Annotated in this window: 27 protein-coding genes; 13 read left to right on the top strand and 14 right to left on the bottom strand. The window is 72.5% G+C overall.

Going from position 1 to position 22443, the window contains the following annotated elements; genetic code table 11:
• Positions 1–4: 4 nt before the first annotated feature.
• Complete coding sequence (locus tag BZZ08_RS27725; RefSeq protein WP_104634959.1) at positions 5–667, bottom strand: hypothetical protein; 663 nt, start codon at positions 665–667, stop codon at positions 5–7.
• Positions 668–777: 110 nt separating this feature from the next.
• Between BZZ08_RS27725 and trpS the strand changes: the two genes are divergently transcribed.
• A complete protein-coding gene (trpS, locus tag BZZ08_RS27720) occupies positions 778–1791 on the top strand; it encodes a tryptophan--tRNA ligase (protein ID WP_104634980.1) in 1014 nt (337 codons plus the stop codon).
• Between the two features lie 188 nt (positions 1792–1979).
• On the top strand, positions 1980–2558 hold the full coding sequence (locus tag BZZ08_RS27715) for a 2'-5' RNA ligase family protein (protein WP_104634958.1): 579 nt from the start codon (positions 1980–1982) through the stop codon (positions 2556–2558).
• Between the two features lie 7 nt (positions 2559–2565).
• On the opposite strand, the gene BZZ08_RS27710 is transcribed toward BZZ08_RS27715, so the two are convergent.
• Positions 2566–3321: a decaprenylphospho-beta-D-erythro-pentofuranosid-2-ulose 2-reductase gene (locus BZZ08_RS27710; RefSeq protein ID WP_104634957.1), complete on the bottom strand. Its 756-nt coding sequence runs from the start codon at positions 3319–3321 to the stop codon at positions 2566–2568.
• 35 nt (positions 3322–3356) lie between these two features.
• Complete coding sequence (locus tag BZZ08_RS27705) at positions 3357–4763, bottom strand: FAD-binding oxidoreductase (RefSeq protein WP_104634956.1); 1407 nt, start codon at positions 4761–4763, stop codon at positions 3357–3359.
• Between the two features lie 133 nt (positions 4764–4896).
• On the opposite strand from BZZ08_RS27705, the gene BZZ08_RS27700 reads away from it, so the two are divergent.
• The 4 genes from BZZ08_RS27700 to BZZ08_RS27685 are packed head-to-tail and all read left to right on the top strand — an operon-like array spanning position 4897 to position 7736.
• Positions 4897–5406 (top strand): phosphatase PAP2 family protein, encoded by a 510-nt coding sequence (locus BZZ08_RS27700; protein WP_104634955.1) that lies wholly within the window; start codon positions 4897–4899, stop codon positions 5404–5406.
• Positions 5399–6352: a decaprenyl-phosphate phosphoribosyltransferase gene (locus tag BZZ08_RS27695; RefSeq protein ID WP_104634954.1), complete on the top strand. Its 954-nt coding sequence runs from the start codon at positions 5399–5401 to the stop codon at positions 6350–6352. Before BZZ08_RS27700 ends, BZZ08_RS27695 begins: the two co-directional genes overlap by 8 nt.
• The gene (locus tag BZZ08_RS27690; RefSeq protein ID WP_104634953.1) at positions 6346–6816 is read left to right on the top strand and encodes a GtrA family protein; all 471 of its coding nucleotides are present in this window, start codon (positions 6346–6348) and stop codon (positions 6814–6816) included. Before BZZ08_RS27695 ends, BZZ08_RS27690 begins: the two co-directional genes overlap by 7 nt.
• Entirely contained in the window at positions 6804–7736 is a 933-nt protein-coding gene (locus BZZ08_RS27685) for a YihY/virulence factor BrkB family protein (protein ID WP_274543297.1), read from the top strand. The genes BZZ08_RS27690 and BZZ08_RS27685 overlap by 13 nt, the downstream gene beginning before the upstream one ends.
• Here the strand turns inward: BZZ08_RS27685 and BZZ08_RS27680 are convergent.
• Positions 7684–8970: a D-alanyl-D-alanine carboxypeptidase family protein gene (locus tag BZZ08_RS27680; RefSeq protein ID WP_104634951.1), complete on the bottom strand. Its 1287-nt coding sequence runs from the start codon at positions 8968–8970 to the stop codon at positions 7684–7686. The genes BZZ08_RS27685 and BZZ08_RS27680 overlap by 53 nt on opposite strands.
• A 91-nt stretch (positions 8971–9061) precedes the next feature.
• Here BZZ08_RS27680 and BZZ08_RS27675 point away from each other — a divergent pair, with 91 nt between their 5' ends.
• Entirely contained in the window at positions 9062–9301 is a 240-nt protein-coding gene (locus BZZ08_RS27675) for an SCO4848 family membrane protein (RefSeq protein ID WP_052839750.1), read from the top strand.
• A 54-nt stretch (positions 9302–9355) separates the two neighbouring features.
• Positions 9356–10666 carry a metallophosphoesterase gene (locus BZZ08_RS27670; RefSeq protein ID WP_104634950.1) on the top strand — a complete coding sequence of 437 codons (1311 nt, stop codon included), beginning with the start codon at positions 9356–9358 and terminating at the stop codon, positions 10664–10666.
• Here BZZ08_RS27670 and BZZ08_RS27665 read toward each other — a convergent pair.
• The 10 genes from BZZ08_RS27665 to BZZ08_RS27620 form a co-directional block, all read right to left on the bottom strand.
• Complete coding sequence (locus BZZ08_RS27665; RefSeq protein WP_104634949.1) at positions 10657–11415, bottom strand: TetR/AcrR family transcriptional regulator; 759 nt, start codon at positions 11413–11415, stop codon at positions 10657–10659. The two genes, BZZ08_RS27670 and BZZ08_RS27665, sit on opposite strands and share 10 nt — an antisense overlap.
• A gap of 11 nt (positions 11416–11426) precedes the next feature.
• Complete coding sequence (locus BZZ08_RS27660; protein WP_104634948.1) at positions 11427–11966, bottom strand: thiol-disulfide oxidoreductase DCC family protein; 540 nt, start codon at positions 11964–11966, stop codon at positions 11427–11429.
• Positions 11967–11970: 4 nt separating this feature from the next.
• Complete coding sequence (locus BZZ08_RS27655; RefSeq protein ID WP_104634947.1) at positions 11971–12378, bottom strand: hypothetical protein; 408 nt, start codon at positions 12376–12378, stop codon at positions 11971–11973.
• 85 nt (positions 12379–12463) lie between these two features.
• Positions 12464–12874 carry a VOC family protein gene (locus BZZ08_RS27650; RefSeq protein ID WP_104634946.1) on the bottom strand — a complete coding sequence of 137 codons (411 nt, stop codon included), beginning with the start codon at positions 12872–12874 and terminating at the stop codon, positions 12464–12466.
• A gap of 41 nt (positions 12875–12915) precedes the next feature.
• Positions 12916–13536 (bottom strand): Uma2 family endonuclease, encoded by a 621-nt coding sequence (locus BZZ08_RS27645; RefSeq protein WP_104634945.1) that lies wholly within the window; start codon positions 13534–13536, stop codon positions 12916–12918.
• A 165-nt stretch (positions 13537–13701) separates the two neighbouring features.
• A complete protein-coding gene (locus tag BZZ08_RS27640) occupies positions 13702–14475 on the bottom strand; it encodes a succinate dehydrogenase iron-sulfur subunit (RefSeq protein ID WP_104634944.1) in 774 nt (257 codons plus the stop codon).
• Positions 14475–16229 (bottom strand): succinate dehydrogenase flavoprotein subunit, encoded by a 1755-nt coding sequence (gene sdhA, locus BZZ08_RS27635; RefSeq protein ID WP_104634943.1) that lies wholly within the window; start codon positions 16227–16229, stop codon positions 14475–14477. Before sdhA ends, BZZ08_RS27640 begins: the two co-directional genes overlap by 1 nt.
• A gap of 19 nt (positions 16230–16248) precedes the next feature.
• Entirely contained in the window at positions 16249–16731 is a 483-nt protein-coding gene (locus tag BZZ08_RS27630) for a succinate dehydrogenase hydrophobic membrane anchor subunit (RefSeq protein ID WP_104634942.1), read from the bottom strand.
• 5 nt (positions 16732–16736) lie between these two features.
• Entirely contained in the window at positions 16737–17117 is a 381-nt protein-coding gene (sdhC, locus tag BZZ08_RS27625; protein WP_003974113.1) for a succinate dehydrogenase, cytochrome b556 subunit, read from the bottom strand.
• A 180-nt stretch (positions 17118–17297) separates the two neighbouring features.
• Complete coding sequence (locus tag BZZ08_RS27620) at positions 17298–17852, bottom strand: 2-oxo-4-hydroxy-4-carboxy-5-ureidoimidazoline decarboxylase (RefSeq protein WP_104634941.1); 555 nt, start codon at positions 17850–17852, stop codon at positions 17298–17300.
• 281 nt (positions 17853–18133) lie between these two features.
• Between BZZ08_RS27620 and BZZ08_RS27615 the strand changes: the two genes are divergently transcribed.
• The 5 genes from BZZ08_RS27615 (at position 18134) to BZZ08_RS27595 (ending at position 22300) form a co-directional block, all read left to right on the top strand.
• Positions 18134–19699 (top strand): beta-N-acetylhexosaminidase, encoded by a 1566-nt coding sequence (locus BZZ08_RS27615; protein ID WP_104634940.1) that lies wholly within the window; start codon positions 18134–18136, stop codon positions 19697–19699.
• Positions 19700–19818: 119 nt separating this feature from the next.
• Positions 19819–20367, top strand: a complete 549-nt coding sequence (locus tag BZZ08_RS27610; RefSeq protein ID WP_104634939.1) for a hypothetical protein — start codon at positions 19819–19821, stop codon at positions 20365–20367.
• Positions 20368–20454: 87 nt separating this feature from the next.
• Positions 20455–21012: a hypothetical protein gene (locus tag BZZ08_RS27605; RefSeq protein WP_104634938.1), complete on the top strand. Its 558-nt coding sequence runs from the start codon at positions 20455–20457 to the stop codon at positions 21010–21012.
• 163 nt (positions 21013–21175) lie between these two features.
• A complete protein-coding gene (locus BZZ08_RS27600; RefSeq protein ID WP_198601721.1) occupies positions 21176–21586 on the top strand; it encodes a hypothetical protein in 411 nt (136 codons plus the stop codon).
• Between the two features lie 96 nt (positions 21587–21682).
• Entirely contained in the window at positions 21683–22300 is a 618-nt protein-coding gene (locus BZZ08_RS27595; protein WP_104634936.1) for an RNA polymerase sigma factor, read from the top strand.
• Positions 22301–22443: the final 143 nt, after the last annotated feature.

The raw sequence follows: 22443 nt of genomic DNA, 5'->3' as shown, positions 1-22443 counted from the left end.
GGCCCTACAGGTCGATCAGCTCCTGACGCGGCTCCCCGCGCGGCGGTCCGGTGCGGTACCGGTCCGCCGCGCGGCGCGCCAGCAGCGTCCCCGCGACGCCCGCCCCGAGCCCGGCGGCGGCCCACCACACGCCGTCCGGCCCGCCGTCGCCCCCTTCGCCTCCCGCGCCGGTCCCGTCCGCCGCGAAGAAGCCCTCGTCGGCCAGCCACGCGTAGGTGTCCCGGGGCACCCGGTGCCAGCGGATGTCGTCGTCCACCACGTCCGGCGCCGGATCGGTGCGCACCCACGGCGTGCCGTCCCCGGCCAGGAACAGCTGGTCCTGCCGCAGCATCGCCACGTCCCCGCCCGGCGCCCGCTCCGTCTGCGGCCAGCCCCCGACGCCGGTCAGCCCCCACAGCACCGTGAACCGCACCGGGGGACGGCGGTCCCGCGTCCAGTCCTCCGGAACCGGCTCGGTCTCCGAGCGCGACGGGTCGAGCAGGCTCCGCAGCCGGTCGAAGTCCCGCTCACCCGCGTGCCAGGACGTGGTGCGCCCCGTCCCGGCCCACACGATCACGGCCACGTCCGGCTCCTCCAGGGGTGCCGTACCGTCCGCCACCGCGGTCCCCGGCGCCCCCGCCCACAGCACCGCGGCGACCACCGCCCCCGCTCCCGCCCACCACCGCACGCCGAGCCCCCTTCCGTCCCTCCTCTTGTTACACCCCCGGGCCCGGAAGGGAGCCCCCTGGTGCCGAACCCGGGCCCGACCGCCCCGCGGAGCCTGAGAGAATGGGGAACATGGCCAACGATCGTCCCCGCGTGCTCTCCGGTATCCAGCCGACCTCCGGCTCGTTCCACCTCGGCAACTACCTCGGCGCCGTCCGCCAGTGGGTCGACATGCAGACCACCCACGACGCGTTCTACATGGTCGTCGACCTGCACGCGGTCACGGTCCCGCAGGACCCCAAGGAGCTGCGCGAGAACACCCGCGTCGCCGCCGCCCAGCTCCTCGCGGCCGGCCTCGACCCGGACCGCTGCACCCTGTTCGTGCAGAGCCACGTCCCCGAGCACGCCCAGCTCGGCTGGCTGATGAACTGCATCACCGGCTTCGGCGAGGCCTCCCGGATGACGCAGTTCAAGGACAAGTCCGCCAAGCAGGGCAACGACCGCACCACCGTCGGCCTGTTCACGTACCCGATGCTGATGGTCGCCGACATCCTGCTCTACCAGGCCGACCAGGTCCCCGTCGGCGAGGACCAGCGCCAGCACCTGGAGCTGACCCGCGACCTCGCGGACCGCTTCAACCAGACCTACGGCGACGCCTTCACCGTCCCGAGCGCCTACATCCTCAAGGAGACGGCGAAGATCTACGACCTCCAGGACCCGACCGCCAAGATGAGCAAGTCGGCGGCCACCCCGAAGGGCCTGATCAACCTCCTGGACGAGCCGAAGGCCACCGCGAAGAAGGTGAAGAGCGCGGTCACGGACACCGACACCGTGATCCGCTTCGACCGCGAGCACAAGCCCGGCATCAGCAACCTGCTGACGATCTACTCCACCCTCACCGGCGCCGAGATCGCCGAGCTGGAGCGCAAGTACGAGGGCAAGGGCTACGGTGCGCTGAAGACGGACCTCGCCGACGTCGTCGTGGAGTTCGTCACCCCCTTCCGGGAGCGGACCCGGCAGTACCTGGACGACCCGGAGACGCTCGACGCGATCCTCGCCAAGGGCGCGGAGAAGGCCAGGAGCGTCGCCGCCGAGACCCTCGCCCGGGCGTACGACAAGGTGGGCTTCCTCCCCGCCAAGCACTGACCCGTGACGCCGCCCGGGGTACCGCCGCCCGCGGTACCCCGGCCCCGTCCGTGCGCCCCGGCACGCCGCCGTAGCGCTGCACATCACTCCGGTTGCGCCTGCCCACGGCACGGCGGTGGCCGTACAGTCGATATCCGGGTGTCCGTACACCCCGGCACACAACGAGCCACACAACGACAGGAGACGAAGTGGGGACCGTAACGATCGGCGTGTCGATCGCGGTCCCGGAGCCTCACGGCAGCAAGCTCCAGCAGCTGCGCGCGGGCTTCGGCGACGCCGCCGCTCACGGCATCCCCACGCACGTCACCCTGCTGCCGCCGACCGAGGTCGACGGCGCCGCGCTGCCCGCCATCGAGGCGCACCTGGCGGAGGTGGCGGCGCGCGGCCGGCCCTTCCCGATGCGGCTGTCCGGCACCGGGACCTTCCGCCCGCTCTCGCCGGTCGTCTACGTCCAGGTGGTCGAGGGCGCGGCGGCCTGCTCCTGGCTGCAGAAGCGGGTGCGCGACGCGTCCGGCCCGGTCCCCCGCGAACTGCAGTTCCCGTACCACCCGCACGTCACCGTGGCGCACGGCATCGAGGAGGCGGCGATGGACCGCGCCTACGAGGAGCTGTCCGACTACGAGGCCCAGTGGCCCTGCACCGGCTTCGCGCTGTACGAGCAGGGCGCCGACGCGGTCTGGCGCAAGCTGCGCGAGTTCCCCTTCGGCAGCGCCACCGTGCCCCCGCAGGCCGGACGCGTGGAGACCGGCTCCCTGCCCACCCGGTAGCCGCGCCTCACACCGGCAGCCGCCGGAACACGGTCCGTGGCAGGTGCCGCAGTGCCGACATCACCACCCGCAGCGCGCCCGGCACCCACACCGTCTCCGAGCGCCGCCGCAGCCCCAGCTCGATCGCCGTGGCGACCGCCTCGGGCGTCGTGGCGAGCGGCGCCTCCGCCAGCCCCTCCGTCATCCGCGACCGCACGAACCCGGGGCGTACGACCATGACGTGCACGCCCGTGCCGTGCAGCGCGTCGCCCAGGCCCTGCGCGAAGGCGTCCAGGCCCGCCTTGCTGGAGCCGTAGATGAAGTTGGCGCGGCGGGCCCGCTCGCCGGCCACGGAGGAGAGCACCACCAGCGAGCCGTGCCCCTGCGCCTGGAGCGAACGGGCGGCGACCAGCCCGGCCGAGACCGCGCCGGTGTAGTTGGTCTGCGCGACCCGTACGGCGTTCAGCGGCTCGCGCTCGTCGTGCGCCTGGTCGCCCAGGATGCCGAAGGCCAGCAGCACCAGGTCGATGTCGCCCTCGGCGAACACCTTGCCGAGCGCCGCCTCGTGGGACTCGGGGTCCAGCGCGTCGAAGGCGACCGTGCGCACCTCGGCGCCGAGGCCGCGCAGCTGCTCGGCGGCCGTGTCCAGGGCGGGCGAGGGGCGTCCGGCCAGCCACACCGTGCGGGTGCGGCGGGCCACCAGACGGCGCACGGTGGCGAGCGCGATCTCGGACGTACCGCCGAGGACGAGGAGGGACTGGGGGAGGCCGAAGGCGTCCTTCACGACTGGCTCCAGACATGTCGGTGGGGGCAGGGGCGTCACAGGGCGAGGCGGCGGGCCAGGTCGGACACGAACACCCCGCGCGGGTCCAGCTCCGCGCGCAGGGCGCGGAAGTCGTCCAGGCGGGGGTACATCACGGCGAGCAGTTCCGGGCGCAGCCGGGAGTCCTTGGCGAGGTAGACCCGGCCGCCCGCGTCCGCGACCTCCTCGTCCAGCTCGTCCAGGAAGGCGCCGAGGCCGGGCAGGCCCGCCGGGATGTCGAGGGCGAGGGTCCAGCCCGGGACGGGGAAGGAGAGCCAGCCCGGGTCGGCCTCGCCGAAGCGCTTGAGGACGGCCAGGAAGGACGGGCAGCGGCGGGCGGAGATGCGCCGCACGATCCGGCGCAGTGCTTCCTCCCGGCCGTGCCCGACGACGAACTGGTACTGCACGAAGCCGCCGCGGCCGTAGACCCGGTTCCAGTGCGGGACGCCGTCCAGGGGGTGGAAGAAGGTGGAGATCCGCTGGAGGCGGCCCCGGCTGCACCGGGGGGCCTTGCGGTACCAGACCTCGTTGAACAGGCCCACCGCCGTCCGGCCCAGCAGCCCGTCCGGCACCAGGTCGGGGGCGGCCGGCAGGCGGGAGGTGCGGAAGGCCAGCGGCGCGCGCCGCGCGCGGGAGCGGGCGGGCAGCGCGTCCAGCGGGGCGTGGTCGCCGCGGGTGAGCACCGCGCGGCCGGTCGCCCGGCCGCGCGCGAGGAGGTCGATCCAGGCGACCGAGTAGCGGTAGCGGTGGTCGGTGGCGGTCAGCCGGGCCATCAGGTCGTCCAGGTCGCCGGCCCGCTCGGTGTCCACGGACATCAGCGCCGTCTCGACCGGCTGGAGCCGCAGCGTCGCGGTGAGGATCACCCCGGTCAGCCCCATGCCGCCGGCGGTCGCGTCGAACAGGGGCGTGCCCGGGGTGACGGTGCGCACCCGGCCGTCGGCGGTGAGCAGCTCCAGGGAGAGCACGTGCCGCGTGAAGGACCCCGACACGTGGTGGTTCTTGCCGTGGATGTCCGCGCCGATCGCCCCGCCGACCGTCACGTAGCGGGTGCCGGGCGTCACCGGCACGAACCAGCCCAGCGGCAGCAGGACCTCCATCAGCCGGTGCAGGGAGACGCCCGCGTCGCACAGCACGGTGCCGCCGGCCGCGTCGACGGCGTGCACGCGGTCCAGGGCCGTCATGTCGAGCACGGCACCCCCCGCGTTCTGCGCCGCGTCCCCGTACGCCCGTCCGAGCCCCCGCGCGATGCCGCCGCGCACCCCGCAGTCCCGGACGGCGACGGCCGCCTCCTCGTACGTCCGCGGGCGGACGACGAGCGCTCCGGTGGGCGCCGTGCGGCCCCAGCCGGTGACGGTGCCCCAGTCGGCGTCGGGTCGGTGGGCGCCGGGGTCCCGGTCGGTGCCGGGAACGGTGTCGGCAGACATGGCGGTGACCGTATCGCCCTTATGTGAATGATTAGTTCCAAAACATTCAAGCCGTCCCTGAAACGGGTGATTAATGGTATGTCGCTCCGGCGTGCCCGCCTTCGCGCGCCGCGGGCGTGGACAGTGAGTGCACATGGACGACCTCGACGACATGGACCACCGGATCGTCAGCGCGCTCAGGGCCTGCGGAACCGACCCGCGCGTGGCCGGCGCCGCGCGCGCCCTGTCCTGGGCGGGGGAGCACGGGGCCCTGTGGCTCGCGGCGGGCCTCACCGCGGCCGCCGTGGACGCACCCCGGCGTACGGCCTGGCTGCGCGGCACCGTGCTCACCGCGGGCGCCCACGTCGTCAGCATGGGGGTGAAGCGGGTCGTACGCCGCCCCCGCCCCGCGCACGTCGTGCCCCTGGTGCGTACGGCGGGCCGGCACTCCTTCCCCAGCTCCCACGCCACCTCGGCCGCCGCGGCCGCCGTCGTCTTCGGGGCGCTCGGGGTGCGGGCCGCCTGGCCGCTCGCCGCCGCCGTGTGCGCCTCCCGGCTGGTCGTCGGCGTCCACTACCCCTCGGACGTCGCGGCGGGCGCCGCCCTGGGCGCGCTCACGGCCCGGCTCGGCACCGGCTGGATGCGCGGAGGCACCCGTGACTGACACAGCCGTCCTGCGCCAACGCGCCCCCGAACAGCCGCCGGAGCCCGCCCCGCCGCGCCGGGCGAGACACGTCCCGGCCGGGCTGCTGCGCACCGCGCGCCCCCGCCAGTGGGTCAAGAACGTCCTGGTCGTCGCCGCCCCGGCCGCCGCCGGCGAGCTGTTCTCCGCGCACGCGCTGGGCCGGCTCGCCCTGGTCTTCGTCCTGTTCACCGCCTGCGCCGCCGCCGTCTACCTGGTCAACGACGCCCGGGACGCCGAGGCGGACCGCGCCCACCCCGTCAAACGGCACCGCCCGGTCGCCGCCGGACAGGTCCCGGTGCCGCTCGCCTACGCCGTCGGAGGCGTCCTGGGCGTCCTCGCGCCCGTCCTCGCCGCCTGGCTCTGCCCCCCGGCCGTCGCGGCCCTGCTGACCGCCTACCTCGCCATGCAACTGGCGTACTGCGTCAGCCTCAAGCACGTCCTGGTCGTCGACCTCGCCGTCGTCACCACCGGCTTCCTGATGCGCGCGATGATCGGCGGACTCGCGCTCGGCATCCCCCTGTCGCGCTGGTTCCTCATCACGACCGGCTTCGGCGCCCTGTTCATGGTCGCCGCCAAGCGCTACTCCGAAGCCGTGCAGATGGCGGGCAAGGAGGGCGCCACGCGCGCGCTGCTCACCGAGTACACCACCGGCTACCTCCGCTTCGTCTGGCAGCTCGCCGCCGGTGTCGCCGTCCTCGGCTACTGCCTGTGGGCCATGGAGGAGGGCGGCGTCCCGCACACCAGCGTGCTGCCCTGGCGCCAGCTCTCCATGGTCGCCTTCGTCCTCGCCGTGCTGCGCTACGCCGTCTTCGCCGACCGCGGCACCGCGGGCGAACCCGAGGACGTCGTCCTGCGCGACCGCCCTCTCGCGCTGATCGGCCTGGTCTGGCTCGCGATGTACGGCCTGGCGGTGGCCAATTGGTAGCCGACCGGCGCGAACTGCTGGGCTTCGCCGGTGTCGGTCTGCTCGCCTACGCCGTCGACCTCGGCCTCTTCACCTGCCTGCGGGGCCCGGCGGGCCTCGGTCCGCTCACCGCCAAGACGCTCTCCTTCGTCGCCGGCTGCTCGGTCGCCTACGCGGGCAACGCCCTGGGCACCTACCGGCACACCCGCACCCGCGGCCTGCGTTCCTGCGCCGTGTTCTTCGCCGTGAACGCCGCCGGCGCCGCCGTCCAGCTGCTCTGCCTGGCCGTCAGCCACTACGGGCTCGGCCTCACCTCGCAGCACGCCGACACGGTCTCCGGCGCCGGGGTCGGCATGGTCCTGGGCACGATCCTGCGCTTCTGGGGCACAAGGACACTGGTCTTCCGGTCCGGCGCCGCATCCGGCGGCCGGACGGGATCATGGAACGGGACGAGCGGGGGCAGGGTCGGATCATGGACTGGCTGAAGAAGCTCCCCGTCGTGGGACCGTGGATCGCGCGCCTGATGACCACGCACGCCTGGCGCTCCTACGAGCGTCTCGACCGGGTGAAGTGGTCCCGGCTGGCCGCCGCCATGACCTTCACCAGCTTCGTCGCGCTCTTCCCGCTGCTGAGCCTGGCCGCCGCCGTGGCCGCCGCCACGCTCAGCAGGCAGCAGCAGGACAAGCTCCAGGACAAGCTCGCCGAGCAGATCCCCGGCATCTCCGACCAGCTGAACATCCAGGGCCTCGTCGACAACGCCGGCACCGTCGGGGTGATCTCCGCGCTCCTGCTGCTGTTCACCGGCATGGGCTGGATCGAGGCCACCCGGGGCTGTCTGCGCGCCGTGTGGGAGCTGCCCGACGAGGAGGAGAACCCGGTCCTGCACCGGGCCAAGGACGCGGGTGTCCTGGTCGGCCTCGGCGGCGCGCTGCTGATCACCGTCGCCATCTCCACCGTCGCCTCGGCGCTGGTCGGCTGGATCATCCGCACGGTCGGCCTCGCCGAGGGCGGGGTCGGCGGCGTCCTGCTCTACGTCGCCGCCTTCGCCGTCGCCGTGCTCGCCGACTTCCTGCTGCTGCTGTACGTGCTGACCCTGCTGCCCGGCGTCCAGCCCGAGCGCCGCCGCCTGGTGGTGGCCGCGCTGATCGGCGCGGTCGGCTTCGAACTGCTGAAGCTGCTGCTCAGCGGCTACATCCAGGGCGTCGCCGCGAAGAGCATGTACGGCGCCTTCGGTGTCCCCGTCGCCCTGCTGCTGTGGATCAACTTCACCGCGAAACTGGTGCTGTTCTGCGCCGCCTGGACGGCGACGGGCAGCAAGGCGCAGGAGCTGGGGGAGCCGGGCGGCGAGGGCGTCACGGACGGGTCCGGCGACGGACCAGGTCCGGCAGCGGCCACTTCCGGTTGACCAGGAACGCGCCGCCCGCGAGCAGCACCAGCACCCCCGCGGTGATGCCGGCCGCGATCCCGACCCCGCCGGCGCCGCCCCCGGTCTGGGAGCCCGCCACCGGCCCGGTGCCCGCGGCGCCCTTCCCGGTGCCGCCGGCCTCACCGGAGGCCTCGGCCGAGGGGCTCGCCGCGGTGGCGCTCCGCGGACCCACCAGCTCGCCCACCGGCCGCACCTTGCCGGCCGCCTTGAAGCCCCAGTCGAACAGGCGGGCGGTCTCCTTGTAGACCTCGTTGTGCTCGTCCTTCGCCGGGTTCATCACGGTCACGAGCAGCACCCGGCCGCCGCGCTCGGCGACGCCCGTGAAGGTGGCGCCCGCGTTGGTGGTGTTGCCGTTCTTCACCCCCGCGATGCCCGGATAGACCTCCACGTCCGAGTCGCCCGCCAGCAGCCGGTTGGTGTTCTGGATCTCGAAGGTCCCGCGGGAGGTCTTGCCCTTCTTGTTCTTCGTGGTCTCGCCCGGGAACTTCGCGCTGACCGTCGAGGCGTACTCGCGGAAGTCCTTCTTCTGGAGCCCCGAACGGGCGAACAGGGTCAGGTCGTACGCGGAGGAGACCTGCCCCGGCATGTCGTAGCCGTCGGGGCTGACCACGGTGGTGTCGAGGGCCTGCAGTTCGTCGGCGTGCGCGTTCATGTCCGCGACGGTCTTGTCGACGCCGTCGTTCATCGCCGACAGCACGTGCACCGCGTCGTTGCCGGACCGCAGGAAGACCCCGAGCCACAGGTCGTGGACGGTGTAGGTCTCCGTCTCCTTGATGCCGACCATGCTGGACCCGGCGCCGATGCCCGCCAGGTCGGAGACCTCGACCTTGTGCTTCGTCGTCTTCGGCCACTTCGGCAGCAGCGTGTCCGCGAACAGCATCTTCAGGGTGCTCGCCGGGGCCAGCCGCCAGTGCGCGTTGTGCGCGGCCAGCACGTCGCCCGACTCGGCGTCCGCGACGATCCACGAACGGGCGGTGAGGTCCTTCGGCAGCACGGGCGCCCCGCCCGCCAGGTCCACCTGCGTCCCGGGCTTCCCGAGCCGCGCGCCGCCCACCGCCGACATCGACGCGGGGGGAGTGGCCGACGGACTCCCCGACGGACTCCCCGACGGGCTCGGGGCGGCGAGCGCGGCGGGGGAGAGGAGGGCGAGAGCGGTCAGGGCGGCGGAGGTGACCGTCAGGGATCGCCTGAGGGCCTTCTTGGGAGCGGGCACGAGCGGAAACGTACCCCCCGCGACCGGGCCCGTCCCACTCCCCTCCCCACCCCGCGCACGGTTCCGGACAGCGTGCGGCGATACTGAAACCATGAAGCTCAGCCGCCCCGTCTCCTGGTTCCTGCTCGCTTTCGGGGTGTGGAGCTGGATCATCTGGATCACTTTCGTCAAAAACCTGGTCAAGGACGGCAGCGGGCTCGCCTTCGAGGACGGCGAGCCCACGGCGTACTTCTGGGTGCACCTGCTGCTCGCGATCGTGTCCTTCGTATTGGGGACGGTCGTCGGGGCCATCGGGTTGCGCGGGGTGCGCGCACTGCGCCGAACGTCATAGGGGCGAGGGACGTCACGGACGCCCTGGGCGTCACAACCGAGGGGATACGACGGCATGGCGGTCGTCTTCGTGCTGGTCGCGCTGGTGATGGTGGGCGTCCTGGTGACGGCCAACTGGTACGTGTGGCGGCGCCTGTTCCGCGACACGACCCGCGCTCCGGGCCCCGTGCGCCGGACCGGCGCGGCGGTGATCGCCGGGGGCTGGCTGCTGGCGGTCGGCGCGCTGGTCGCCGAGCGCGCGGGCGCCCCGTTCTGGCTCCAGCGGGTCCTTGCCTGGCCGGGCTTCCTGTGGCTGGCCCTGTCGGTCTACCTGCTGCTCGCGGTGCTCGCGGGCGAGGTCGTCCGGCCGCTGCTGCGGAGGTTCCTGGAGCGCCGGGCGGCCGCGCGGAACACGGAGCGGGCCGAGCCGTCGGTCTCCCCGGCCGAGGAGACCGAACGCATACCGGCCGGGACGGCCCCGCCGAGGACGCCCGGCACGCCTGAGGCACCCGAGCCGCCGGCCCCCGCCCCGGGGAGCGGGTCCACGAGCCCCCTCGCCCTCCCCTCCCGGCGCCTGTTCGTCTCCCGGGTCGTCGCCGGTGCCGCCGCCGCGGCGGCCGTCGGGACGGTCGGGTACGGCACCTACGGCGTGCTGAGCGGCCCGAAGGTGAAGCGGGTCACCGTGCCGCTGGCCAAGCTCCCGCGCGCGGCGCACGGTTTCCGCATCGCGGTGGTCAGCGACATCCACCTCGGCCCGATCCTCGGCCGGGGCTTCGCGCAGCAGGTCGTCGACACGATCAACGCCACGCAGCCCGACCTGATCGCCGTCGTCGGCGACCTGGTGGACGGCAGCGTGAAGGACCTCGGCCCGGCCGCCGCCCCGCTCTCCCAGCTCCGGGCCCGGCACGGCGCGTACTTCGTCACCGGCAACCACGAGTACTTCTCCGGCGCCGAGCAGTGGGTCGCCGAGGTACGGCGGCTCGGGCTGCTCCCGCTGGAGAACGCCCGTACCGAGCTGCCCCACTTCGACCTCGCCGGCGTCAACGACGTGGCGGGCGAGGACGAGGGCCAGGGCCCCGACTACGCCAAGGCCCTCGGCGACCGGGACCGCTCCCGCGCCTGCGTGCTGCTCGCCCACCAGCCGGTGCAGATCCACGACGCCGTCGACCACGGCGTCGACCTCCAGCTGTCCGGCCACACCCACGGCGGCCAGCTCTGGCCCGGCAACCTCATCGCGGGCGCCGCCAACCCGACGCTGGCGGGCCTGGACCGCTACGGCGACACCCAGCTCTACGTCAGCCGCGGCGCGGGCGCCTGGGGCCCGCCCACGCGCGTGGGGGCGCCCTCGGACATCACGGTGATCGAGCTGGCGTCCCGTCAGGCCTGACCGTCGGGCTCGCGGGCGGCCTTGCGGGCGGCCGGGTCGGGGATCACCCTGGTCATCCCCGGCAGGAAGTCCGTGAACAGCTCGTGCACCTCGCGCACCAGCGGGCGCAGCACCCGGAAGCGGGCCAGCACGACGCCCCGCGCGGTGAGCCGGGCGCCGCGCTCGGCGAGGCGGTAGCTGCGCTCGCGGCCCTCGGTGCGGTCGAAGATCCAGTACAGGACCAGGCCCATCTGGGACAGCCACATCAGCTCCGGCAGGATGTCCCGCAGCTCCTCGGGCACCTTGGTCTTCGCCCCGGCGAGCACCGCGCGGTGGATGCTGATGGCCTCCACGCGCGCGTGTTCCGACTCCGGGGAGAAGGGGCTGAGCGGGCTGTCCGGGTCGGCGGCGTTCTTGAAGAACTGCACGGCGAACTCGTGGTACGGCGTGGCGATGTCCAGCCAGACCTTCAGCACGCCCGCGAGCCTGGCCTCCAGGTCGGTCTCCCTGGCCAGGACCTCGCGGACCGCCGCCTGGTGCTCGGCGGCGATCCGGTCGTAGAAGCCCTGGATCAGGTGTTCCTTGCCGGCGAAGTAGTAATACGCGTTGCCGACGGAGACCCCGGCCTCCTGGGCGATGGCCCGCATCGTGGTCCGGTCGTAACCGCGTTCCTGGAACAGCCGCATGGCCGTCTCCAGGATCAGCGCGCGGGTCTGCTCGGACTTGCTGAGGTGGGCGCCGTCGTCGGGGCCGTCGTTGGTCGCAGGCACGGGTCCAGAGCCTATCCAGTCGTACAGGTGCCGTCGGCACAGCCCGGCCCGGTGTAGATCCACCCGAGGCGGGGCTCGTAGGCCCACCCGTCGCCCGACCACCGCCCCTCACCGAGGCGCTGCGCGCCGCCCCTTTCGATTTCCGCGCGGCGGTACCCCGTGCCGCCCCACTGCCGCTGCCCGGCGCGCCACTTGGCGGCGGCCAGGACGGCCCCCCGGGCCAGCAGGGCGCCCTTGGGCGTGCTGAGCCGGTGGGCGAGCCCGCGGTACCCGCGCAGCGCCCACAGGACGACCACCCAGGCGGCGGCGCCGCGGTAGACCTGCCCGGCGTCGCCCACGGCGGTGACCTCGTCGAGGGTGGCCCCGTGGTCGAGCCCGGGGAAGCGCCTGCGCGCCTCGTCCGAGGCGGCCGGGACCAGCTCCAGCGGCACCAGGCGGGGCTGGCGCAGCAGCCAGTCCCGTACGTGGGTGCACAGGGCGCATTCGGCGTCGTAGAGGACGGTGAGCCGGCGCACGGGGGCGCCGGCCGTCGTCCCGGGAGCGGGAGCCATCGGATCAGGCTCCGGCCGTCGGGGCCACCCAGCCCTGCGGCGGGACCGGCGGTACCTGCTCCCGCTCCATCAGCCCGCGCCGCCGGATCTTGTTGAGCACGTACACGTTGCCCAGGTGCATCACGCCGAGCACCAGCAGCACCACCCCGAGCTTGGTCGACAGCGCCTCGAAGATGCCGCGGGTGTCGGTGAGGGTCTCGTCGTCGCTCAGGTAGAGGGCGACGAAGCCGAGGTTGACGAGGTAGAAGCCGACCACCAGGAGGTGGTTGACGGCGTCCGCGAGCTTCTCGTTGCCGTGCAGGACGTCGGAGAGGAAGACCCGTCCGTTGCGGCTGAGCGTGCGGGCCACCCAGACGGTCAGTCCGATGCTGACGGCCAGGTAGATGACGTAGGCGATGACGGTGCGGTCCATGCCCCACCCCTTCTTGAACGCGTTCAAAACGCTGACAGGACTGACTGTAGACCTGTTTTTGAACACGTTCAAGCGAGCGTTGCGCTCAGGGGCGGCGGCCCAGCTCCGGGCGCTTGGAGTAGTCCGTGAGGCCGATGACGTTGCCCCAGGGATCGGCGAACTCGACGGTCCATCCGGTGGCCACGGGGAACGGCTCGTCCAGCGGCGGCACCCCGGCGTCCCTCAGCGCGCGGGCGGCGACCCGGGCGTCGGTCACCTCGAGCCACACCCGCGCGGAGGGCCACATCGGCGGCTGCCGTCCGAACTCCTCCTCCGCCCGCAGCAGAAGCCCCGGCGTCTCCACGCCCACCTTCAGCAGCGCGATCCCGGCCTCGTCGAGCCGGTAGGCGACCGGGAAACCGGCCCGCTCGTAGAATCCGACGGCCTCGGCGAGGTCCCCGACGGGCAGCAGCACGTTGTCGAACCCGAGCAGTTCGTACGACTCGTCATCTGACATGCCGTCAGGCTAGGCCGGTCATCGCCCGGAACAGCTGATTGTCAGCCCTCGCCGGGCGCGCTCTTCGTCCGTCCGGCGGCAAGGATCGCGGCGACGTCCAGCGTGACCTCGGCACCGAGCGAGCCGGGCAGGGTGACGGTCTCGCCGGGGGAGTGGACTCGGTGGGTGGAGTAGTCGGCGCAGTCCGGGTCGGTGAGGACGTGGAGGCGCTGGTGCTTGCGGTCGACGATCACGTAGACGGGGACCATGGCGGCGGCGTAGGCGGTGACCTTGGCCTTGAGGTCGTTCTTCCAGTTGCTGGAGGTGACCTCCAGGACGAGGCGGAAGCAGACCGGGTCGTAGCAGTTGTTCTCGACGAGGTGGTCGTCGATGTCGGCGTCCACGATCACCAGGTCCGGAATCGCGTAGTCCTCGGCGTCGGTGGGCAGCCAGAGACCAATGCCCTGGTGCACTTCGGTTCCGCCGTCGTCGAGGCCCGCCGCGATGAACGGGCGCATGAGTTTGGTCAGGGCACGCGAGTGCATGACGTCGGGCGGCGGGGTCACGAGGAGCTGGCCTCCGATGATCTCGACGCGGTAGCCCGGGAGCCGGTCCATGAGGCGGTTCGCCTCCGCGATCAGCGGAAGGTCGCCGTGGGGCAGCTCTACGGATGCTGCGGACATCGCGTGCCTCCTAGGGGCTGGTGTCGAGGCCATCATCGTAGGACGGAGGGTAGCCGTATGGCCCGTTGCCGACGGGTTCACCCGACGGTGTGGCATATGCCAGAAGGCCCCGCTTCCAGGGGAAACGGGGCCCTCACAGCTGTTAACCGGCGTACACCGACGGAGTCAGAAGCGGCGCGTGATCAGCGCTCGCTTCACCTCCGCGATGGCCTTGGTGACCTCGATGCCGCGCGGGCAGGCGTCCGTGCAGTTGAAGGTCGTACGGCAGCGCCACACGCCGTCGCGGTCGTTCAGGATCTCCAGCCGCTGCTCGCCGGCCTCGTCGCGCGAGTCGAAGATGAAGCGGTGGGCGTTGACGATCGCGGCCGGGCCGAAGTACTGGCCGTCGTTCCAGAACACCGGGCACGAGGACGTGCAGGCGGCGCACAGGATGCACTTGGTCGTGTCGTCGAAGCGCTCGCGGTCCTCGGCGGTCTGGAGGCGCTCACGCGTCGGCTCGTTGGTGTCCTTCGTGATCAGGAAGGGCATCACGTCCCGGTACGCCTGGAAGAACGGCTCCATGTCGACGACCAGGTCCTTGAGGACCGTCAGGCCCTTTATGGGCTCGACCGTGATCGGCTTCTCGGGGCTGAGGTCCTTGATCAGCGTCTTGCAGGCGAGGCGGTTCTTGCCGTTGATCCGCATGGCGTCCGAGCCGCAGATGCCGTGCGCGCAGGAGCGGCGGAAGGTCAGGCTTCCGTCCAGGTCCCACTTGATCTTGTGCAGCGCGTCGAGGACGCGCTCCTTCGGGTCGATCTCCAGCTGGAAGTCTTCCCAGGCCGCCTCGGCGGCGACCTCCGGGTTGAACCGCCGGACGCGGAAGGTGACCGTGATGTAGGGGGAGTCGGCGAAGCCCGGCTCGGGGGCCTGGTCGCTCTTCTCCATGACAGGGGTAGCCATCAGTACTTACGCTCCATCGGCTGGTAGCGGGTCTGGACGACCGGCTTGTAATCGAGCCGGATGGACTCGGCGCCGTCGTCGCCCACCTCGCGGTACGCCATGGTGTGGCGCATGAAGTTGACGTCGTCGCGGTTGGGGAAGTCCTCGCGGTAGTGACCGCCGCGGGACTCCTTGCGGGCGAGCGCGGACACCGCCATCACCTCGGCCAGGTCGAGCAGGTTGCCCAGCTCGACGGCCTCCAGCAGGTCGGTGTTGAAGCGACGGCCCTTGTCCTGGATCGACACGTTCTTGTAGCGGGCGCGCAGCTCGGCGATCTTCTCGACGGCCGTCTTGATCGTCTGCTCGGTGCGGAACACCATGACGTTGGCGTCCATGCACTCCTGCAGCTCGCGGCGGATCGTCGCCACCCGCTCGGTGCCGGTGGACGAGCGCAGCAGCTCGATCTGCTCGACGACCTGGGACTCGGGGTCCTCGGGCAGCTCGACGAAGTCCGCCTTCTGCGCGTACTCCGCGGCGGCGATGCCCGCGCGGCGGCCGAAGACGTTGATGTCGAGCAGCGAGTTGGTGCCCAGGCGGTTGGCGCCGTGCACCGACACGCAGGCCACCTCGCCGGCCGCGTAGAGGCCCGGCACGACGGTCGTGTTGTCCGCCAGCACCTCGCCCTCGACGTTGGTCGGGATGCCGCCCATGGCGTAGTGCGCGGTCGGCTGGATCGGGATCGGGTCCGTGTAGGGCTCGATGCCGAGGTAGGTCCGCGCGAACTCCGTGATGTCGGGCAGCTTGGCGTCCAGCTGCTCCGGCGGGAGGTGGGTGAGGTCCAGGTAGACGTGGTCGCCCTCGGGACCGCAGCCGCGGCCCTCGCGGATCTCCGTGTAGATGGAGCGCGAGACGACGTCACGGGACGCGAGGTCCTTCATGACCGGCGCGTACTTCTCCATGAAGCGCTCGCCGTCCTTGTTGCGCAGGATGCCGCCCTCACCGCGGGCGCCCTCCGTCAGCAGGATGCCCATGCGCCAGATGCCGGTCGGGTGGAACTGGAAGAACTCCATGTCCTCCAGCGGCAGTCCGCGCCGGTACACGGCCGCCTGGCCGTCACCGGTGAGCGTGTGCGCGTTGGACGTCACCTTGAAGAACTTGCCGGTGCCGCCGGAGGCGTAGATCACGGACTTCGCCTGGAAGACGTGGATCTCGCCGGTCGCCAGCTCGTAGGCCACCACACCGGCCGACTTCTTGACGCCGTCGACCTCGGTGATCAGCTGGTCCAGGACGTAGAACTCGTTGAAGAACTCCACGCCCTCCTTCACGCAGTTCTGGTACAGCGTCTGGAGGATCATGTGACCGGTGCGGTCGGCCGCGTAGCAGGAGCGGCGGACCGGGGCCTCGCCGTGGTTGCGGCTGTGACCGCCGAAGCGGCGCTGGTCGATCGTCCCGTCGGGCGTCCGGTTGAACGGCAGGCCCATCTTCTCCAGGTCGAGGACCGAGTCGATGGCCTCCTTCGCCAGGATCTCGGCGGCGTCCTGGTCGACCAGGTAGTCACCGCCCTTGACCGTGTCGAAGGTGTGCCACTCCCAGTTGTCCTCCTCCACGTTGGCCAGCGCGGCGGCCATGCCGCCCTGCGCGGCGCCCGTGTGGGAGCGGGTCGGGTAGAGCTTCGTCAGCACGGCGGTGCGGCTGCGCTTGGTCGACTCGATGGCCGCGCGCATGCCGGCGCCACCGGCGCCGACGATGACGGTGTCGTACTTGTGTACCTTCATGATTTTCGCAGCCCCGTGCCTAGCGGATGTTCGGGTCGAAGGTGAAGATCACCAGCGTGCCCAGCAGGATGGTGAACACCGTGGCGGTGTAGAGCAGGCCCTTGAGCCACAGCCGGGTGTTGGGGCGCTCCGCGTAGTCGTTGATGACCGTGCGCAGGCCGTTCGCGCCGTGCAGCATCGCGAGCCAGAGCATCAGGAGGTCCCAGACCTGCCAGAACGGCGAGGCCCAGCGGCCCGCCACGAAGGCGAAGCCGATCTTCGAGACACCGCCGTCGAGCACCAGCTGGATCAGCAGGTGGCCGAGGACCAGGACGACCAGCACCACGCCGGACAGGCGCATGAAGAGCCAGGCGGCCATCTCGAAGTTGCCCCGGGTCGACTTCGGGGTCTTCTTCGTGCGCGCGCGGGGCGCCTCGATGAGCGGCGCCGGGTTGTCGGCCGAGTAGAGGGAGGCGCCCTCGACGGGGCCGATCCCGGAAGCGGGGGATTCAGTCGTGGACATTGGCGTCAGCTCCCGAACAGTTCACGAGCGGCGTGGCCGAGGACGGGGTAGATCGCCCCGAGCATCAGCACGACCCACAGGGCGACGACGGTCCAGAGCATCTGCTTCTGGTAGCGGGCGCCCTTGACCCAGAAGTCGACGGCGATGACACGCAGGCCGTTGAGCGCGTGGAAGAGGATGGCGGCGACGAGGCCGTACTCCAGCAGCGCGACGATCGGCGTCTTGTACGTGGCCACGACGGTGTCGTAGGCCTCGGGGGACACCCGCACGAGAGCGGTGTCCAGCACGTGAACGAACAGGAAGAAGAAGATGAGGACGCCGGTGACTCGATGAGCCACCCAGGACCACATTCCTTCCCGGCCGCGGTACAGCGTTCCAGCCGGCACGGAAATTTCCTCCGGGAGCGGGGATTGGGGCCGCGCCGGCTTTCCTTGTCGGTCGGGCCCGGCCGGGTACGGTCCACCGGCCCCCAGCATGGTAGCGACGGTTGCCTGCGGCGCTTACGGGGGGCCTGCCGTTGTGATCAAACTTGCACTCAAAGGAGCAGTGGGTTGGAGCGGGGGCGGCTACGGGGGTGGGGGTTTGGCGTGGTTTGCCGGGTGCGGGTGGTCGGTGGCTGGTCGCGCGGTTCCCCGCGCCCCTGAGAAGGCGTTGCTCAGCCGCGTCTTTGCCAGGCGCCGGAGTTCCTCCGCCGTCACCAGACGTTCCTCGTCCGGATCGTTTGCCAAACGTGACCGGATGGCGGTCAGCACATGGTCCAGGGCCTCGGCCGGGGGCAGGTCGGCCAGGCAGATGACGAACACGTGTCCGAAGCGGGACTCGTAGGCCGCGTGGGCCGCGTTGAGGGCCGTGTGGGCTGCCGCGTACGTGTCCTCGGGGAGGGTGGGCAGCGTCTCCGCGGCCAGGGCCTCCGTCAGGTCGTCCGGGGAGAGGTCGTAGGCCGCCTCGTCCGCCGCCGCCAGGAGGGCGGGGAGGTCCGGGTAGGGCCGGTGGGCGGTGAGGCGGTGGGCCCAGGCGCGGCTGTGCAGGCAGGCGAGGAGGGTCTGGACGGCCTCGTCGGCGGGGGCCGTGTTGAAGCACTCCAACGGGGCGGCCGTTGCCGGAGTGGCGCGTGTTTGCACCGGTACCGGTATGGCCACTCGGCGGGGGAGGTCTGGGAGACGGTGCGCAGGCAGCGTGGGTCCTTGTGGGCTTCACGTGTGTGTCGGCAGGGGATTGTGCGAAAGATGTGGCGTCACGTTATCGAGTGACGGCAACGCGTGTCCGTCCGATGCCCGAATTTCACCCGAACGGGAGAGTTTCAGAACATGTGGTGGACGCATGACGGCAACGGCGGCCGTAGGTTGGCGCTGTGAGCCAGCACGGAGGCCGGATACCGGCGCACAAGGTGAGACAGCGGGCCGTGATCGCCGGCGCGGTGGTCGCCGCGCTCGGTGTGGGAGTCGGCCTCTGGGCCACCGACGGCGACGGCGACGGCGGCGGCCCACAGGGTTCGGCGGCCCGGTCGGGCGAGGCGGCCGCGCCGAGTCCCAGCCGCTCCTACCCCCTGTCCAAGGCGCCGCGCACCATTCCCGCCGTACGCGAGCACACCGCGGCCCGCGGCCCCGGCTGGCAGCCGGCGAAGGGGCACCGGGTCGTCGTCGCCGACGCCGGACTGGCCGACGAGGGGAAGCAGATCGCCGGCGACCTGGGCATGACATACGCCGGGCAGAAGGGCGACGAGCGCGCCGGGGACCTGCTGCTGGACGTCAAGGCCGACAAGGGCGCGAACCCGGAGTCGTACACCATGACCGTGCGCGACGGCCGGGTCACCGTCACCGGGCCCGCCGAGGCCGGCGTCTACTACGGCACCCGCACCCTGAAGCAGGCGGTGGACGGCGGCGGCACCGCGCCGGAGGGCGTGGTGAAGGACGAGCCCGCCAAACCGAAGCGCGGCTTCTCCCTCGACATCGCCCGCAAGCACTACAGCGCCGACTGGATCAAGGACCGGATCCGGGAGCTGGGCGACCTGAAGTTCAACGAGCTGGGCCTGCACTTCTCCGACGACCAGGCCTTCCGCATCGAGTCCGACTCGCACCCCGAGATCGTCTCGGACGACCACCTGACCAAGGCCGAGATGAAGGAGATCATCGACCTCGCCTCCTCGCGCCACATCACCGTCGTGCCCGAGATCGACTCACCGGGCCACCTCGGCGCCGTGATCGCCGCCCATCCCGACCTCCAGCTGCGCGACGCGCAGGGCACGGCCACCCGCGGCGCCATCGACATCTCCAAGCCGGAGGCCGCGAAGATCGTCGACGACCTGCTCGACGAGTACGCCGACCTCTTCCCCGGCTCCCAGTTCCACCTCGGTGCCGACGAGTACCAGGCGCTCGTGGTGTCCGACCCCGAGGCGTCCTACCCGACGCTGGCCGCCGCCGCCCGCAAGGCGTACGGCTCCGGCGGCACCGTCGCCGACCTCACCACCGGCTGGCTCAACGGCCGCGCCAAGACGGTCATGGCCCACGACCGCACCCCGCGCGCCTGGAACGACGGCTTCTTCAAGGACACCTCCGTCGAGCCGCTCAAGGACATCAAGGTCGCCTACTGGACGGGCAAGGAGATCGGCGCCCGCCCGCCGACGGAGTACCTGAGCGAGGGCCGCCAGGTCCTCAACTACAACGACGAGTTCCTCTACTACGTGCTCGGGCAGCCGCAGACCTTCGTGTACCCGACCGGCGAGCGCATCTACGAGCAGTGGACCCCGCGCGTCCTGCGCGGCACCACGGCCGTCGACGCCAAGTACGACCGGCAGATACTCGGCGGCAGCTTCGCCGTCTGGGGCGACTTCCCGAACGCCCAGACCCAGGCCCAGGTCGCCGAGGGCATCCGGCTGCCGCTGGCCGCGACGGTCCAGAAGCTGTGGGACCCCGGCAAGCCCGAACTGCCCTGGGCGGACTTCAAGTCGCTGGCGGACCGGCTCGACTGACGCCGGCCCCGGACGAGCCCGGGCGCGGCGCGCCGATTGCCCCATCCTGCTGCGAACTCCCGTACGACTGTGGTGGTCTTTTGACCCAGCCGAACCGACACACCGGGGGGAACCGGGACATGGGCTACTGGGGGTACTTCGTCGTCGGCCGCGCCGAGCGGCCGCTCGCGGAGCTGGAGGCGCTGCCCGGCGCCGCGGACATGACCCTGCGCCGGTCCGCGCCGGACGGCTGGCAGGTGTGGGAGTTCGCGGGCGGCGACGGGGACGTCGGCAACATGAACGACCTGGCCGGGCAGACCGGCGCACCCGCGCTGTTCGGGTACGTGATGGACAGCGACTGCGTGGTCGTGGAGGCGGCGGCGCCCGAGAGCGGGGCGTGGACGACCTGCCTGGCGCGGACCGCCATGGCCGGATACCTGGGCGCCGAGCGGGACGGGCTCACCCTGGAGGACTACTTCCTGGAGCCCCGGGACGCCGCCGAGCGCGCCGTCGCCTGGGCCGTCGAGGCGGGGCGCACCGCGAGCGCGGGCGACCTGGCCGAGGTGCTGTCGGACGACCCCGCGGCGGACACGGACGGGGGCGGCGCCGACGCGGACCCCGCCGACGGACCGGTGGCCGAAACTCTCTTCTTCCGGTTCCTCGACCGGCTGGGCGTCGTGCCGCTGTGACACTCCCGGGCCGTCGCACGCAGTAAGGGTCAGTGCGGGCTCCGCGGTGGTGAGCGGGGCGAAGCGGCAGGGACGGGGAGGGACCCGATGAGCCTGGTGGAACTGATCGCGCGGGCCGACGCACGGGGACTCGCCGCGAGCGGACTGGCTTGTTTGGACCGCTGCCTTCCGCTGCTGGACGGCGACGACGAGGCCCTCAGACCCCTGTGGGCGACCCTCGCCGACGAGCCCGGACGCGACTGGGCGCAGGGGCTGACCCAGGTGCGGGACAAGCTCGCCGGCCCCTACGCCACCGGCGAGGACGAGGCCGTGCTGCTGGCCCGCCGCATGCTCGCGGCCGCGCCGGCCGCGTGCTCGGGACCGGCGCTGCGGACGTGGGCCGACGCTTGCTCCGTCGCCTCGCTCCGCATCCACCGGCTGCTCGACCCGGCGGCGGACGCGGCCCCGGAGGCCGCCGTCCCGCGCGAAGGCGGCACGGCGGGACTGCCCCCGCTCGTCGCCGCCGAACTGCGCCGCCAGACCGGCGTCCTGGAACTGCTCGCCGGTCGGGGCGCGGCCGGGCTCCGTCCGGCCCTGGAGGTCTCCACGGAGGGGCGCCGGGTGCTGCGCGCGGTGGTCTCCCGCCGGGCCAGGGGACGTGGCTGACGCCCGGACCCACCGCGGGCCCCTGTGACCGTCGTGCGGGGAACGCGCGGCGGCGGTGCGGCGGACGTGGGGGAGGTGCGGCGGTCCTGCGCCGGTTGCGGAACGACCGGCTCCCATGTGTGACGCGACCCCGTCCCACGGCGCTTTAGCCCATGTGACGACTGTGACCAGCGGATGGACGAGCAGGACGACGAGCCCGCAGCAGACCCGGCCCTCGGCCGCCGCCAGGCCGGTGCGGTGGGCGGCGGACGCGGTGGCCACGATGCGCGAGGGCGCGAGGCTGCGCCTGGACTACTCGGCGCAGAGTCTGTGGCGCGTGGACCGGGTGATCGACGGCATCCGGCGCGAGAGGGCGCCGTACGCCGCCGTGGAGACGGCGCTGCGCGGACTGGGCGCGTACGCCGGGGAGGTGATCGTGCGTGAGTCCGGCGGCGAGTGGTGGGCGACCGGTGGCGACCACTGGGTCCGCACCCCGGACGGCCGCCTGTGGGACCCGATCGACGAGGCCCGCCGCTGCTTCGCCGGGGACGGGTCGCTCCGCCTGCTGTGCCGGGACGCCACGGCGGCCCCCTGACACTCCCTGTGACACTTCTGTGCGCCCCGACGCTGATGACCTTGGGGGCGGGCTCACCCGAGCGCGCGCAGGACTCGGTACGGACGAGGACGGTTCTTGGGCCAGCGAGGGGAACCCCGCCGCGTACAGGCGTACGACGGGGAACTGGGCGCGGCCGTCGCGCGGGCCCAGGAAGGTGACGAGGCCGCCTTCGCGGTCGCCTACCGGCTCGTGCAGCCGGGGCTGCTGGGCTACGTGCGCGGGCTGGTCGGCCAGGACGCCGAGGACATCGCGGCGGACGCCTGGCTGGAGATAGCCCGTGACCTGCGGCGCTTCAAGGGCGACGGGGCCGGCTTCCGGGGCTGGACGGCGACGATCGCCCGGCACCGGGCCCTGGACCACCTGCGCCGCCAGAAGGTACGGCCCCGGCCCACGGCACTGGAGCAGGACGTCCTGGACCTGCCCGGGCCGCACACCACGCACGACCAGGTGCTGGAGGCCCTGTCCACCCGGACCGCGCTCGCCCTGGTCTCGGCGCTGCCGCGCGACCAGGCCGAGGCCGTCCTGCTGCGGGTCGTCGTCGGTCTCGACGGGCCCTCCGCCGCGCGGGTGCTCGGCAAGCGGCCGGGCGCGGTGCGGACGGCGACGTACCGGGGACTGAAGCGGCTGGCACGGCAGCTGGGGGCCGACGGTGTGACGGATGACGGTCCCAGGACGCTGGGGGAGTCGACATGAGGGGCGCCGGGGACGGCGGCCCCGCGGAGCGAGCGGGAGCGGAGGCGGGCATGCGGGCACGGCACGGGGAGGGCGACGGCCGCGACGCCGGTCCCCGGCCCGCCCCGGGCGGCGCCCCGGGCACGGAGGCGCTGCTCGGCGCG

The sequence above is a fragment of the Streptomyces sp. MH60 genome, from assembly GCF_002939385.1.
Classification (GTDB): Bacteria; Actinomycetota; Actinomycetes; order Streptomycetales; family Streptomycetaceae; genus Streptomyces.
This window is presented reverse-complemented; position numbering and strand designations above follow the sequence as displayed.